Origin of the sequence: Nonomuraea sp. NPDC023979, from assembly GCF_040639085.1 — a bacterium.
GTDB classification, from domain to species: Bacteria; Actinomycetota; Actinomycetes; order Streptosporangiales; family Streptosporangiaceae; genus Nonomuraea; species Nonomuraea ceibae.
The window spans coordinates 199,221-212,765 of the sequence record NZ_JBEZZG010000011.1 but is presented as its reverse complement, the minus strand read 5'-3'; the positions used below and the strand labels follow the sequence as shown (position 1 = coordinate 212,765).

The 13,545-nt window shown below is 75.2% G+C and carries 10 protein-coding genes; 5 read left to right on the top strand and 5 right to left on the bottom strand.

Annotation, left to right across the window (positions count from 1 at the left end; all coding sequences use genetic code 11):
* Window positions 1-42 precede the first annotated feature (42 nt).
* A complete protein-coding gene (locus AB0G11_RS21570; RefSeq protein WP_357587646.1) occupies window positions 43-411 on the top strand; it encodes a MerR family transcriptional regulator in 369 nt (122 codons plus the stop codon).
* An 87-nt stretch (window positions 412-498) separates the two neighbouring features.
* Window positions 499-747: a hypothetical protein gene (locus AB0G11_RS21565; protein WP_219509753.1), complete on the top strand. Its 249-nt coding sequence runs from the start codon at window positions 499-501 to the stop codon at window positions 745-747.
* 74 nt (window positions 748-821) lie between these two features.
* Here the strand turns inward: AB0G11_RS21565 and AB0G11_RS21560 are convergent, their stop codons facing one another.
* The gene (locus AB0G11_RS21560) at window positions 822-1,121 is read right to left on the bottom strand and encodes a hypothetical protein (protein WP_357587644.1); all 300 of its coding nucleotides are present in this window, start codon (window positions 1,119-1,121) and stop codon (window positions 822-824) included.
* A gap of 16 nt (window positions 1,122-1,137) precedes the next feature.
* Window positions 1,138-2,373: a glucose-1-phosphate adenylyltransferase gene (gene glgC, locus AB0G11_RS21555; RefSeq protein ID WP_219509755.1), complete on the bottom strand. Its 1,236-nt coding sequence runs from the start codon at window positions 2,371-2,373 to the stop codon at window positions 1,138-1,140.
* Between the two features lie 167 nt (window positions 2,374-2,540).
* Between glgC and glgA the strand changes: the two genes are divergently transcribed.
* A complete protein-coding gene (gene glgA, locus AB0G11_RS21550; protein ID WP_219509756.1) occupies window positions 2,541-3,713 on the top strand; it encodes a glycogen synthase in 1,173 nt (390 codons plus the stop codon).
* 55 nt (window positions 3,714-3,768) lie between these two features.
* Window positions 3,769-5,247, top strand: coding sequence for an Nramp family divalent metal transporter (locus tag AB0G11_RS21545; RefSeq protein ID WP_357587642.1), 1,479 nt, complete (start codon window positions 3,769-3,771; stop codon window positions 5,245-5,247).
* A gap of 7 nt (window positions 5,248-5,254) precedes the next feature.
* Here AB0G11_RS21545 and AB0G11_RS21540 read toward each other — a convergent pair whose 3' ends face one another.
* The gene (locus tag AB0G11_RS21540; RefSeq protein WP_357587640.1) at window positions 5,255-5,659 is read right to left on the bottom strand and encodes a nitroreductase family deazaflavin-dependent oxidoreductase; all 405 of its coding nucleotides are present in this window, start codon (window positions 5,657-5,659) and stop codon (window positions 5,255-5,257) included.
* A gap of 156 nt (window positions 5,660-5,815) precedes the next feature.
* Between AB0G11_RS21540 and AB0G11_RS21535 the strand changes: the two genes are divergently transcribed.
* A complete protein-coding gene (locus AB0G11_RS21535; protein ID WP_357587638.1) occupies window positions 5,816-12,007 on the top strand; it encodes a CHAT domain-containing tetratricopeptide repeat protein in 6,192 nt (2,063 codons plus the stop codon).
* A gap of 40 nt (window positions 12,008-12,047) precedes the next feature.
* Here the strand turns inward: AB0G11_RS21535 and AB0G11_RS21530 are convergent, their stop codons facing one another.
* On the bottom strand, window positions 12,048-12,506 hold the full coding sequence (locus AB0G11_RS21530; RefSeq protein WP_357587636.1) for a hypothetical protein: 459 nt from the start codon (window positions 12,504-12,506) through the stop codon (window positions 12,048-12,050).
* 61 nt (window positions 12,507-12,567) lie between these two features.
* Entirely contained in the window at window positions 12,568-13,524 is a 957-nt protein-coding gene (locus AB0G11_RS21525) for a WYL domain-containing protein (protein WP_357587635.1), read from the bottom strand.
* Between the last annotated feature and the right edge of the window lie 21 nt (window positions 13,525-13,545).

Here is a 13,545-nt window from a genome sequence, read left to right as displayed (position 1 = left end):
AACCTGACGTTGACGTCAGAGGCAAGCCGGAGGGGAGCGGGCATGCGCATCGGGGAGCTGGCCGCCGCGACCGGCGTGAGCGTGCGGGCGCTGCGCTACTACGAGGAGCAGAGCCTGCTCGCCGCCGCGCGCAGCGCCTCCGGCCAGCGCCACTACCCGCCCGCCGCCGTGGAGCGCGTCCGCCTCATCCAGGAGCTCTACGCCGCCGGGCTGTCCAGCCGGACGATCGTGGAGCTGCTGCCGTGCATCGAGTCGGAGGAGGTCAGCGAGGGGCTGCTCGACCGGCTCGCCGCCGAGCGCGACCGCATCGACCGGCAGATCCGCGACCTGACCGGCACCCGCGACCGGCTCGACGCCGCCATCGCCACCGCCTCGCTCGCCCGGGAGGCGGGCCGCCCCTGCCCGCGCTGAGCGCGGCCCGCGTGGCGTTCCCCCGCCCGGCGGCTGGCTCCGTATAGTGATGCAGCGATGACACTTCGTGATCACGGGGGGAATATCATGAAAGCCATCCTTGCCGCCGCCGGCGGCGCCGTCCTCGCCGCGGCCGCCCTGACCGCGACCCTCGCGAGCCCGGCCGCCGCCGACAAATGGCCGGGCTGCGACGGGAAGAGCGCCACCTGGCAGAAGATCCACGACGACAACACCGTCTCGTCCGGCACGTACGACGAGACCGACTGCGACGACCACCACGGCTGGTGGGGCAGCGACTACCACCGCAGCGGCTGGCTCTACACGCTGGCCGACTGACCGGCGTCACCACGGTCCCGGAGCTCGCCCGCCGAGCCCGGGGCCTCGCCATGTCCGCCCTCGTCCAGCACCGGTCAGCCGCCCGCCTCCCACACGGCCTCGAACGCCGGCGCGCTGATCTCGGTCAGCTCCCAGATCTCCAGCGCCTGATCGGTCAGGAAGCCGTGCTCGTCCTGCAGGTGCCGCCACCAGTAGCGGTGCACCTGACGCCCGGCGCGGATCTCGATCTGCCGGATCGCCCACTGCTCGCCGTCGCCCTCGACGCTCTCGAACAGCCACACGCCGCCGTCCTCGTCGTCGCCCCGCCAGTGCCGGCGGGGCAGGTCGGACTCGCTCAGGTCGCGGATCAGCGGTTGGCGGAGATCAGGCTGCACCCCCACACTCTACGGCTCACCGGTCGACGATCTCGTTCTTGCCGATGACCACGACGCCGCCGCGGGTCAGCGCGAACCGGGTGCGGTCGTAGTCCAGGTCGAAGCCGATGCGGGCGCCGTCGGGGATGACGACGTTCTTGTCGATGATGGCCTTGCGCACGATCGCGCCGCGCCCCACCTTGACGTTCTCCATCAGCACCGAGTCCTCCACCAGCGAGTGGGAGTGCAGCACGACCTTGGGCGACAGGATCGAGCGGTAGGCGGTGCCGCCGGAGACGATGACGCCGGGCGAGACCAGCGAGTCGATGGCCCGGCCGACGCGGTCGCCGTCGTTGTGCACGAACTTGGCGGGCGGCAGCGGGTCGTGCCCGGTGTGGATGGGCCACTTGTCGTTGTACAGGTTGAAGACCGGATGCGCGGCGATCAGGTCCATGTGCGCCTCGTAGTAGGCGTCGAGCGTGCCCACGTCGCGCCAGTAGCCCCGGTCGCGCTCGCTCGAACCGGGCACCACGTTGTTGGCGAAGTCGTACACGTCGGCCCCGCCGGACTTGACCATCATCGGGATGATGTTGCCGCCCAGGTCGTGCTTGCTCGTGGGGTCGAGGGCGTCCTCGCGCAGCGCGTCGATCATCGCCTGCGTCTTGAACACGTAGTTGCCCATCGAGGCGTAGACCTCGTCGGGCGAGTCGGCCAGCCCGACGGCGTCCTTGGGCTTCTCCCGGAACGCCACGATGCGCCGGCCCTCCGGGTCGGTCTCGATCACGCCGAACTGGTCGGCCAGCGACAGCGGCTGCCGGATGGCGGCCACGGTCACGTCGGCACCGGAGTCCTCGTGCTGGTCGACCATCTGCCGCGGATCCATGCGGTAGATGTGGTCGGCGCCGAACACGATCACGTGCTCGGGCATCTCGTCGTAGATCAGGTTCAGGTTCTGGAAGAGCGCGTCGGCCGAGCCGGAGAACCAGCGCGGGCCCAGCCGCTGCTGCGCGGGCACCGGCGTCACGTAGTTTCCGAGCATGGCCGACAGCCGCCAGGTGCGCGAGACGTGGCGGTCGAGGCTGTGGTTCTTGTACTGGGTCAGTACGACGATCTTCAGATAGCCGCCGTTGGCGAGGTTGGACAGCACGAAGTCGATGAGCCGGTACATCCCGCCGAACGGCACCGCCGGTTTCGCCCGATCCGCCGTGAGAGGCATGAGCCTCTTTCCCTCTCCACCTGCCAGCACGACCGCAAGCACCCTCCGGGACCTCATGTCCTGGACGCTACCCTCAATCGGCCGATCTATCGACGAATGCGCGTCCGGCTCCCTCCCGTCGTGTCCCGTTCTCTCGGGTTATGTACGCCACGCGGCGGGCGGTCGTTCCGCATGTCGGGCTTGTCGCCGTGTCGCGGGGAGGCACTTCCTCGTATGGTCGTGTCATGCGTGTTGATCTGCTGAGCAGGGAGTACCCACCGGAGGTCTACGGCGGGGCCGGCGTGCACCTGGAGTATCTGGCCAGGGAGCTGCGCGAGCTGGCCGACGTGCGGGTCCGCTGCTTCGGCGCGGACCGGGACGAGCCGGGCGTGTCGGCATACCGTACGCCCGCCGGGCTGGGGGCGGCGAACGCGGCCCTCCAGGTGCTCGGGGTGGACCTGGAGATGGCCGCCGCCTGCGCGGGCGCGGACGTGGTCCATTCGCATACCTGGTACGCCAACTTTGCCGGGCATGTCGCGAAGCTGCTCCACGGCGTGCCGCACGTGGTCACCACGCACAGCCTCGAACCGCTGCGGCCGTGGAAGGCCGAGCAGCTCGGCGGCGGCTACGCGATCTCGTCGTGGGCCGAGCGCACCGCGCTGGCGGCGGCCGACGCGGTGATCGCGGTGTCGGAGGGCATGCGCCGCGACGTGCTGTCGGCCTATCCGGGGATCGACCCGGCCAAGGTCACGGTGATCCACAACGGCATCGACACCGCCGAGTACGCCCCGGACATCGACCAGGATGTCCTGAAAAAGTATGGGATAGACCCCGACCGGCCGTACGTGATCTTCGTGGGCCGGATCACCCGCCAGAAGGGGCTCGTCCACCTCCTGCACGCGGCGCGCGCCCTCGACCCCGGCGCGCAGCTCGTGCTGTGCGCGGGCGCGCCCGACACGCCCGAGATCGAGGCCGAGGTCACCGCGCTGGTGCGCGGGCTGGACCGCGAGGGCGTGTTCTGGATCTCCGAGATGCTGCCCAAGCCCGAGGTCATCCAGCTCCTCACCCACGCGGCCGTGTTCGTGTGCCCGTCGGTCTACGAGCCGATGGGCATCGTCAACCTGGAGGCGATGGCCTGCGAGACCGCCGTGGTCGCCACCGCCACCGGCGGCATCCCCGAGGTCGTCGCCGACGGCGAGACCGGCCTGCTCGTCCCGATCGACCAGGGCCCCGACGGCACCCCGCACGACCCGGAACGCTTCGCCGGCGACCTCGCCGCGCGCGTCAACGCCCTGCTCGCCGACCCCGCCCGCGCCGCCGCCCTCGGCCGGGCCGGTCGCGCCCGCGCCGTCGAGCACTTCTCCTGGGCCACCGTCGCCCGCCGCACCCTCGCCCTGTACGACTCGCTCACGCGCTGATTGGGCCTTGCCGACCCTCCTGCCCCGGCTCACGCTGGGGGCAGGAGGCGAGGACATGGCGCACCCACTCGGAGTCAGCCGCCCGGATCTCGGCGTCACCGACCTGCCCACGCCGGAGGAGGTCTTCAAGGTCTCCCGGATCGGCCCGGCGCAACTGTTCAAGTACGCGGTCGGGCCCAGCCTGATCGCCCTCGGCATCTCGATCGGCAGCGGCGAATGGCTGCTCGGCCCGCTCAGCGTCGGCCAGTACGGCTTCGTCGGCGTCGGCTGGGTGATCCTCGTCTCGGCGCTGCTCCAGACGTTCTACAACGTCGAATGCTCCCGCTACGTCGTCGCCACCGGCGAGGCGCCGGTCGTCGCCTGGGGGCGCGTGCCGCCCGGCCGGCGGCTGTGGGTGCCGCTGTCGGTGCTGATCGTCCTGTTCTCCTTCATCGCCGGCGGCTGGGCCGCCTCGGCGGGACAGGGCGTGTACGCGCTCGTCCACGGCCGCATCCCGCCTGCCGGGGCCGAGGAACCCCGGCTGTGGGCCATCGCGCTGCTCGTGGTCGTCTTCCTGATCACCGCGCTGGCCCGCCGGATCAGCCGGGCGCTGGAGCTGGCCAACTGGCTGCTCGTGTCGGTCATCCTGCTCGCGCTGCTGGCCATCGACCTGCTCGTGGTGCCGTGGGAGCTGTGGTGGGAGGGCATCCGCGGCTTCGTCACCCCCGCCGCCCCGCCCGCCGGCATCACCGCCACCCAGCTCGGCGCGCTGGCCGGCTTCACCGCGCTGGCCTCCGGCCTCAACTGGTACGTCATGGGGCACTACCGGGACAAGGGCTACGGCATGGGCCACCGCACCGGGTTCATCTCCGGGCTGCGCGGCGACCGGCGCGAGATCCTGGCCAGCGGCGTCACCTTCCCCGACGACGAACGCAACCGGGGACTGTGGCGGCGCTGGTACCGGCTGCTCATGGTCGACATGTGGGGCGTGTTCTTCGTCGGCGCCATCCTCGGCATGCTGCTGCCCACGATCCTCATGTCCCAGGCCGTCGCGCTCTCCGGCGAGCGGCCCACCAGGGCCGACGTGCCCACGTTCGTGGCCGTCGCGCTCGGCGACGAGTACGGCGGGGCCATGTTCGCCGTCGCGCTCGTCCTCGGCGTGCTCGTGCTGTTCTCCACCCAGCTCGGCATCTTCGAGGCCATGGTCCGGGTGACCACCGACGCCGCCCACGCCACCAGCCCGCGCCTGCGCCGGCTGGTGGAGGGCGACCCGCGCCGGTTCTACTACCCGTTCATGATCGTCCTGCTGGTGGTGATCTCCGTCGTCATCCACCTCAGCCTGCCCGTCGCGCTGGTGGAGTGGTCGGCCAACATGTCGAACCTGGGCGCGCTCATCTACCCGTTCTTCCTCATGTACCTCAACAGCAAGCTGCCCAGGCCCGCCCGGCCCCGCCCGTGGCACTACGCCGTGCTCGGGCTCAACGTCGTCTTCTTCGGGTTCTTCTTCGTCAACTTTATCGCCGACTTCCTCGGCGACCCGCTGGTGACCTTCTGACCCCCGGTTAGCGGGTGCGCTCCAGCACCACGATCGGGATCTCCCGGTCGGTCTTCTTCGTGTACTCGTCGTAGTCGGGCCACGCGGCGGCCATCAGCCGCCACAGCTCCGGCCGCTCCTCAGGGGTGGCGGTACGGGCGCGGGCCTTGAACCGGTCACCCTTGACCTGCGCCTCCACCTCAGGCTCGGCCCGCAGGTTCTTGTACCAGTCGGGATGGTCCGGGTCGCCGCCCTTCGAGGCGACGAGCACGAGGTCGTCGCCGTGCCGCTGGTAGATCAGCGGCGTCGTGTACGGGTCGCCCGACGTGCGGCCCTTGGTGGTCAGCAGCAGCACCGTCGTGCCGTTCCAGTCGTGTCCCTCGGCGCCGTCGGTCTCACGGTAGCGCCGGACGTGTTCCTTGCCGTAGAGCATGCCTGCATGCCTACCCCCCGGACAGGCTTCTCACCTGGGCCTGTACGACAGTGGAAGTCCCGTGGCACACACCAGAACTGTAAGCGCTTACCTACCGGCGCCCCCCGGCAGGGGCGGTCCTGTACGCCGGCGCGCACCAGTGAGAGTGTTGCCTTCATGAACGATCCGGCCTGGGCTCTCGCCTCCCGCATCGCGGCGTTCGACCGGGACGCCGACCCCGGGCCGGTGCGGGACGAGACGGCGCTCGCCGAAGCCGAACAGGCCATGCTCGCCTGCGACGGCGGCCCCGCCGACGCCGTCACCTGGCGGCTCATCGGCATGCTCCACCTGGCCCGCTACCGCCTCGACCCCGGAGAGGGCGCCGAAGCCGCCGTGGCCGGCGTGTTCTTCGCCGCCGTGGCCGTCGTCGACCCGCGTGGCCTGCCCGAACGGCTGCGCGGCCCCGGCGCCGCCGACACCCCCGAGACCTGGGCCAAACTCGTCGAAGAGCTCTTCCGCCACGTCGACCCCGGCGCCCACCCCCACGTCGCCCTCCTCCTGCACACCCTCGTCCGCCGCGCCCTCGCCGAACCGACCCCCGAGGTGTGCGACCGGCTCGCCCAGGTCCTCCTCCAGGAGGCCGACGGCGCCTGGGCGTCCCGCGCCCTCGCCCTCCTCGGCGACGGCCTCACCCGCCTGCACCGCGCGACCGGCCGGCCCGAGGCGCTCGACGACGCCGTCCACGTCCTCTTCCGCGCCGCCCTCGGCGACCCCCGCCACCTCGGCGCCCTCGCCGCCGCCCTCGGCCGCGCCATGCCCGGCGACGACGAGCTCACCCGCGCCCACCTCACCGCCGCCTGGCGGCCCGACGGCCCGGAACGCTCCCAGGCGCTCCTCGCCCTCCTGGAGCTCGCCGGGCGGCGCGCCGCCCAGTCCGCGCACGACGCCGACCTGCTCGCGTTCATCCGCACCGGGCAGGCGGCCCTCGACTTCTGGCACGAGCCCCGCGCCGCCCACCCCCGCGTCCTCGCCGCGTACGCCTCCGGGCTCGTCGAGTGGTACGCCGTCACCGGCGACGAACGCTCCCTGGAGGCCGCCCGCGAAATGCTCGCCGCCCTCGGCGAACCGCCCGGCGACATCCCCGCCGAACTCGGCCGCGACCCCATCGCCCGGCTCGACCTCCTCGCCGGCCGCCGCTGGCGCCGCTACCGCGCCACCGGCCACCCCGCCGACCTGGACACCGCCCTGCACGCCCTGCGCCACGCGGCCACCCGCGCCTACCCCGGCCACCCCGACCGTCCCCGCCTCCTCGCCAACCTCGCCAACGCCCTCACCCACCACGCCACCCCTGAACCCGCCCTCAGGGGACCGAGCGGCCTCCTCGGCGAGGACGCCACTACGGCGACGGGCCCCGGCGGCGCACCCGCTTCTGGGCGGCAGACCGGCACCCCGGATGGCGCGGCCGCCGCTGGAGGGCGGGGCGACGTGGGTTCTCGTGGGGCGGCCCCTGAACGGGCGGCACGTCCGTACGGTGGGGGCGCCACTCCGGTGGGGCCGCCTCACGGTCAGGACGCCCTCGGGGTCGTGGGAGGGCAGCGGGACGCCCGGGCGGACGAAGCGATCACGGCGGCGCGGGAAGCCGTGGCGGCGTGTTCCGGCGCCGACCCGATGCGGCCCCGGGCGCTCCTGCTGCTCGCCCGGGCGCTCCGGCTCGACCCCGGCCTGCCCGCCGCCGACGAGGCGGTGACCGCCTTACGGCAGGTGATCGACGCCGGCGAGGAGCCGGCGGAGGCGTACGCGCTGCTGTCCCTCATGCTGCGCCGCCGCGCCCTGGCCGGCCAGGGACGCCAGGACCTCGACGACGCCGTGCAGGCCGCCCGCCAGGCCGCCGAGACGGCCGCCAAGACGCTGCCCGACCAGCCCGCCGTCCCGGCCCCGCTGGCCGAGGCGCTGCTGCTGCGGTTCGACGTGCTGGGCGACCCCGCCGACCTGGCCGAGGCCCTGACCGTGCCCGCCACCGCCCTCGACCCCGCCCTGCACGCTCACCTGGCCCGCACCCTCGCCCGCCTGCCCGAGCACCCGTCGCCCCTGGCCACGGCCGGGCCGGAGCCGGCGGAGGCCGCCGCGCGGCTCGCGCTGGACGTCGACGACGACCTGACCCGCGCCCTCCTGCCCCTCGCCGGACGACCCGGCCCGGCCCCCGCCGAAGAACCGGACGCCCTGGCGACCCGGCTGCTCGGCATCGCCGGCCTGTTCGCGGACCGGGGCAGGCATCGCATCGCCGCCGAACTGCTCGTAGGTGCCGAACGGGCCTTCACCGACGCGGGCGCCCCGGCCGGCGCCGCGCGGGCGCGTTCCCTGATCGGCCGCTGCCACGAGGAGCTGGGCGAGTGGGAGGCGGCGCTGCGCTCGTACGAACAGGCCGCGATCACGTACCGCGACCTGGGCGACGCGCACGCGGAGGCGGCGGAGACCGGCCGGATGGGCGCGGCGGCGAGCGGCGGGAACGATCCGGCCCGCGCCGCCGCCCTGCACCTGCGTGCCGCCGACCTCTGCCGCCAGGCGGGCCTGGCCGAGGCGGAGGCGTCCCAGCAGGAACAGGCCGCCGCCGCGCACCTGGCCGCGGGCGACCCGGAGGCCGCGCTGGAGCGTTCGAGCCGCGCCCGCGAGCTGTACCTGGCGCTCGGCGAGAGCGTACGCGCCGCCCGCGTCCTCATCGTCAGCGCCCGGTGCGGCGCCGAGCTCGGCCATCTGCCCGCCGCCGCCGAGGTGATCACCACCTGCGCCGCCGAGCTGGAGACGCACGGCTCCTGGGACGACGCCTGCCAGGCGCTCGACGCCCACGCGCGGCTCCTCCACGCCCTCGGCCACGCCGGCCACGCCGCCGCGTGCGAGACGGCCATCGTCGAGATCGTCCGCCGCCGGGGGAACCGGCGCGATCCCGCCGACGAGTGGTACCGGATCGCCCGCCGCCGCCGCGCCCGCGGCGACCTGCCCGCCGCCCGGCAGGCCTTCGAACGGGCCGAACGCGCGTACAACGCGATCGGTCACCAGGACGGCCTCGCCGCCGTCCGCCACCAGCTCGGCACCCTCGCCTACGCCGAGGGCGACCCGGACCAGGCCGCCCAGGACCTCGCCACGGCCGCCGACGCCTACGCCCGCCTCGGCGCCCCGTCCCGCGAGGCCGCCGCCCGCACCCTGCGCGGCGCCTGCCTCGGCGACCTGAACCGGCCGGACGACGCCCGTACGGAACTCGCCCGCGCCTTCGAGCTGGCCGCCTCCGAGGGGGACCTGGAGGCGCTGTTCTCCGCCACGCTGGCGCAGGCCGACCTGGCGCTTCACCCGGCCTCGGCATCGCCCGGCACGCCTTCCCGCCCCCAGGCGGAGGCAGGCCGGCCGTCGCGAGCAGCGGCGGAACTGGCAGCCGGGTTCGGGAACGAGCCGGGCGCCGCCTTCGGGGACCGCGGGGGAGCCGGTGACGGGTGGCTCGCCGAGGTGCGGCGGGGGCTGGCGGCCAAGGCTTCGGACAGTGCCGGGGCCCGGGGCGCGTGGGCGGTCGCGGCGGGGGAGCTGCTGGAATCGGCCCTGGGGATGGCAGCGGGTGACCCGGTGCGCGAGGCGATCGTCCAGGACCGCCTGGCGGTGCTGGCCGCGCGTACCGGTGACGCGGACGGGGAGATCGAGGCGCTCGAACGGGCGGCGGCGGGGCTGCGTCACACGGGCCGTCCCGGCGCGTTCGCGGCGGTACGGCTCGGGTTCGCGCTGGAGGCGCGCGGGGCGCTGGTGCGTGCCCGTTCCGCCCTGGAGGAAGGGCTGGCGGCCCTGGCCGACGACCCGGCCCCCCAGCCGGCCGAGCCGTCGTACGGCCATCGCGCCCCGACGGAGGGCACGGCGTGTTCAGGCGATGGGCCGGCGGGGGCAGAGGCGCCGTACTGGCTGATGGCGGGGCAGGTCGAGGTGGCGGTGCTGGTCCGGGTGGCGGAGCTGCAGCTGGCGCTCGGGGAGCGGGCGCGCGGGCGGGCGGCGCTGGCACGGGCGGTCGCGGGGCTGCGGCGGGAAGGGGACCCGGCGGAGGCGCCGGCCGAGTGGCTGCGCATCGAGGAGGCCGAAGCGGCGGCAGACCTGGCCGGGGTGCTCGCGCCGGCCCGGCAGGCGCTCCAGGTGAACGACGACCCGGGACGCCGCTCGCGGCTGCTGGCGAAGCTGGCCGAGCTGGCGTTGGAGGCGGAGGAGCCCGCGGTGGCGCACGACTACGCCGCCCAGGGGTGCGAGCTGGGTGACGCCCGTCTGGTGGAGCATCTGCGCAACCTCGGCGCGGCGGCGCTGGCACAGGGGCGGGCCGCCAAGGCGGTCGATCACCTGACCAAGGCCGCCCAGCTCGCCCGCGAGCCCGTCCGGGCGACCCCGGCGGCAGGCACGGCAAGCACAGCCGGCTCGGCGGGGGCGGCGTTGCCGGTGCGGCTGGTGCGGGTGCTGGCCGTGCTGGGGGCGGCGCTGGTCGAGGCGCGGCGGCTCGCGGAGGCCGGAGCGGTGCTGGCCGAAGGGCTGGCGCTGACGGGCGGGCCGGCGTGGCGGGTGCCCAGGGCCGAGCTGCTGGTGGCGCGGTCCCGGCTGCGGCTGGTGCAGGGCGAGCCGGGGGAGGCGGTCACGGGCTGCCTGGAGGCCCTGGTGCTGGGCGAGGCGGCAGGCGACGACAGGCTCGTCGGGGCGGCCTGCGACGGCCTCGCGGAGGCGTACCGGGAGCTGGGGGAGACGGCGCGGGCGCGGTCGTTCGGCGCGCGGGCGGTGGAGGTCGACCGGGCCCGGGGGCGGCGGCGGGCCGTGGTGCTGGGGTTGATCCGGCAGGCGACCTTGCAAGCCCAGGGGTACGGGCTCGGGGCGGGTGGGCCGGAGGCTGTGGCGGGGCTGGAGGAGGCGCTGGGGCTGGCGCGGCGGATCGGGTTCGCGGCCGGGGAGGGGCTGGCGCTCGGCAGGCTGGCCGCGCTCGACGTGCGGGCCGGGGAGCACGCGCGGGCGCGGCAGCGCGCCTCGGAGGCCATCGCGCTGCTGCGCGGCACCGGGCAGGAGGAGGCGCTGGGCCGCGCGTACCAGGACAGGGCGGTCGCCTCGGAACGGCTCGGTGACCTGGCGGCGGCGCTGGCGGACGCCGAGGCGGCCGGTGAGCTGTCCGAACGCGCCGGCGACGGCGTCGCCGGGGCGCTGCGTGACAGGGCCGTCGAGCTGGCCGTGCGGCTGGGGCGGGGCCGGACCGCGTGGGCGCATGCCGAGCGGGCGAAGGCCAGGCTCCTGGCCGTCCAGCTCGGCCCCGTGGGCCGGGCCGACGGGCCAGGCCCGGGGTGGCACGACGAGGGCGTCGTGGCCGAGGCAGTGGAGGCGATGGCCGGGGTGCTCGGGACAGCCGAAGCAACCGGGGCAATCAGGGCAACCGGGGCGGCCGAAGCAGCCGGGGCGCGCAGGGGCGCGGGGGTGACCGGGGTGCTGGGGTTCTACCTGAGCGGCGGCCGGGTGCTGGTGCTCGCGCACCGGACCGGGTGGGCGCAGCCGAGGGCGTTCGGCACCCGGGTGGGAACGGAACTGCTCGCGGCGGCAGGCGGCGAGGGCCGGTGGGGCGACGACTGGGCGCTGCTCGGCGACCTGCTCCTGGGCGACGCCCTCGACGCGCTCGGCGACGCCCTGGACATGCTCTACCTCGTCCCGTACGGGGAGCTGGACCGGTTGCCGCTGCACGCGCTGGCCCCCGGCGGCCGGCTGCTGCTCGAACGCTGCCCGGTGGCCTACGCGCCGTCGCTGGCCATGCTGGGCGGCCTCGCCCGGCGGCAGGCGGCGCGGGGGCGGCGTTCGCTGGTGGTCGGCTACGCGCAGGACGCGGTGGCGCGGGTCGCGTACGAGAACGAGGCCGCGGAGATCGCGCGCGACGGCGGCCAGGGCGCGCACACCGGGCCGGATGCCACGGCCGCGCTGCTGGAAGGCGACTGGGACCGGATCCACCTGGCCTGCCACGGCTCCTACGACGGGGAGGACCCGTTCGGGTCGGGCGTCAGGCTGGGCGACGGGCTGCTGACCGCGCGGCGGATCGCCGGGATGCGGATCGGGGCCGGGCTGGTCGTGCTCGGCTCGTGCGAGAGCGGCGGCGCGGCGGTGCTGGGGCAGGCGCTGCTGCGCGCGGGGGCCGGGGCCGCGGTGGCGCCGATGTGGCCGGTCGGCGGGGAGGTCAGGCGGGCGGTGACGCGGCGGCTGCACGCGAGGATCCGCGACGGCGCCGGGCGGGCGCAGGCGCTGCGCGAGGTGACCCTGGAGGCACGCGACAGGCACGGCGCCACCAGGCCGGACCTGTGGGCCGCGTACGTGCTGATGGGCCTGGCCGCCTGAGCCGCGACGCGCCAGGGCGGGAAGCGGGGACGCGGGCCGGTCAGCGGTGCGCGGTGAGCAACGCGTCGACGGGGACGGCGTCGACGGGGAGGGGGTCGACGGGGAGGGCGTCGTCGGGGGTGCGCTCGCGCACGTCGCTGTCGCGGATGGCGAAGACCGCCGGCAGGACGCCCACGTCACCGTAGTGGCCGGTCACGGCCGCGCCGACGGCGCGGCGGACGTCGGCGACCACCTGGCGCGAGGTGTGGCCCGCGCCGGGCACCGTCACGTGGCCGAGCAGGCCGGCGAAGCGTGACTCCGACACCGCCGGGGGATGCTGGCCGGGCGCCACGGGCCGGTCGAGCCAGAACACCTTGCCCGACAGGACGGCGTCATAGCCCGCGCCCTCGCCGCCCAGCGTGCGCGCGGACTCGGCGAGCAGCCGGCCGAACCCGGCCAGGTCGGCATCCGGCGGCAGGTCGGTGGTGACGAACAGCGGCACGATCAGCGTGTCGAGCATGGGCCATCCCTCCTGTGAGGAGCCTCATCGTAGGGGCCGCCACCGACAATTTCCGGCCGGCTCACTGGCCGCCCGCCGCGCCGGCCAGCCGCGCCGCCAGCACGCGCAGGTGATCGGCCAGCTCCGGCGGCTCGTGGACCTCGAACGGCACGCCCAGCGACACCAGCCAGGACGCCATCTCGTCCAGCGAGTCGCCGCCCGCGGTCAGCAGGCAGGAGGCCGGGCTGAGCGGTTCGACGGCGGCGGCGGACGGGGACAGCCGCTCGGCGACCGCCGCGGCGGGGGCGTGCACGGTGAACCGGCCCCGGAAGCGGTACGGCGCCTCGGCGATCCGGCGGGAGGCGTAGCCCGCCAGATCGGTGTCGGGCGGGCGGCGCGGGGTGAACCTCGGCCCGTTCGGCGTCCGCAGCCGCACCCGGTCCACCCGGAACAGCCGCCAGTCGTCACGGCCGGGGTCGAAGGCGACCAGGTACCAGCGCCGCCCGGTGGCCACCAGCCGGTGCGGCTCCACGACGCGCGTCGTCACGGCGCCGCCCGCGCCGCAATAGTCGAACCGCAGGCTCTCGTGGTCACGGCAGGCCGCCGCGATCGCCGCCAGCGCGTCCGGATCGACCGCGGGCGCCCGCCCCGTCATCGGCACGGTCATCGACTGCACCGCGTTGACCCGGCGCCGCAGCCGCGACGGCAGCACCCGCTCCAGCTTGGCCAGGGCGCGCAGCGACGTCTCCTCGATGCCCGCCACGCTGCCCTGGGCGGCGGTGCGCAGCCCGACCGCCACGGCGACGGCCTCCTCGTCGTCGAGCAGCAGCGGCGGCAGGTTGCCGCCCGCGCCCAGCCGGTAGCCGGGCGCCCCGGCGGTGGCGTGCACCTGGTAGCCGAGCTCGCGCAGCCGCTCCACGTCGCGCCGCACCGTGCGCGCGGTGACGCCGAGCCGCCCGGCCAGCTCCGTCCCTGACCACTCCCGGTGGGTCTGCAGCAGGGACAGCAGTTTGAGCAGCCGCGCCGACGTCTCCAGCATCCTAGGACCCTACCTGTCCTA

Bases quoted from the DNA above. Each gene is read 5' to 3' on its own strand.
- AB0G11_RS21570 (WP_357587646.1), top strand. From the start codon at position 43: ATGCGCATCGGGGAGCTGGCCGCCGCGACCGGCGTGAGCGTGCGGGCG.
- AB0G11_RS21565 (WP_219509753.1), top strand. From the start codon at position 499: ATGAAAGCCATCCTTGCCGCCGCCGGCGGCGCCGTCCTCGCCGCGGCC.
- glgC (WP_219509755.1), bottom strand. From the start codon at position 2,373: ATGAGGTCCCGGAGGGTGCTTGCGGTCGTGCTGGCAGGTGGAGAGGGA.
- glgA (WP_219509756.1), top strand. From the start codon at position 2,541: ATGCGTGTTGATCTGCTGAGCAGGGAGTACCCACCGGAGGTCTACGGC.
- AB0G11_RS21545 (WP_357587642.1), top strand. From the start codon at position 3,769: ATGGCGCACCCACTCGGAGTCAGCCGCCCGGATCTCGGCGTCACCGAC.
- AB0G11_RS21540 (WP_357587640.1), bottom strand. From the start codon at position 5,659: ATGCTCTACGGCAAGGAACACGTCCGGCGCTACCGTGAGACCGACGGC.
- AB0G11_RS21535 (WP_357587638.1), top strand. From the start codon at position 5,816: ATGAACGATCCGGCCTGGGCTCTCGCCTCCCGCATCGCGGCGTTCGAC.
- AB0G11_RS21530 (WP_357587636.1), bottom strand. From the start codon at position 12,506: ATGCTCGACACGCTGATCGTGCCGCTGTTCGTCACCACCGACCTGCCG.
- AB0G11_RS21525 (WP_357587635.1), bottom strand. From the start codon at position 13,524: ATGCTGGAGACGTCGGCGCGGCTGCTCAAACTGCTGTCCCTGCTGCAG.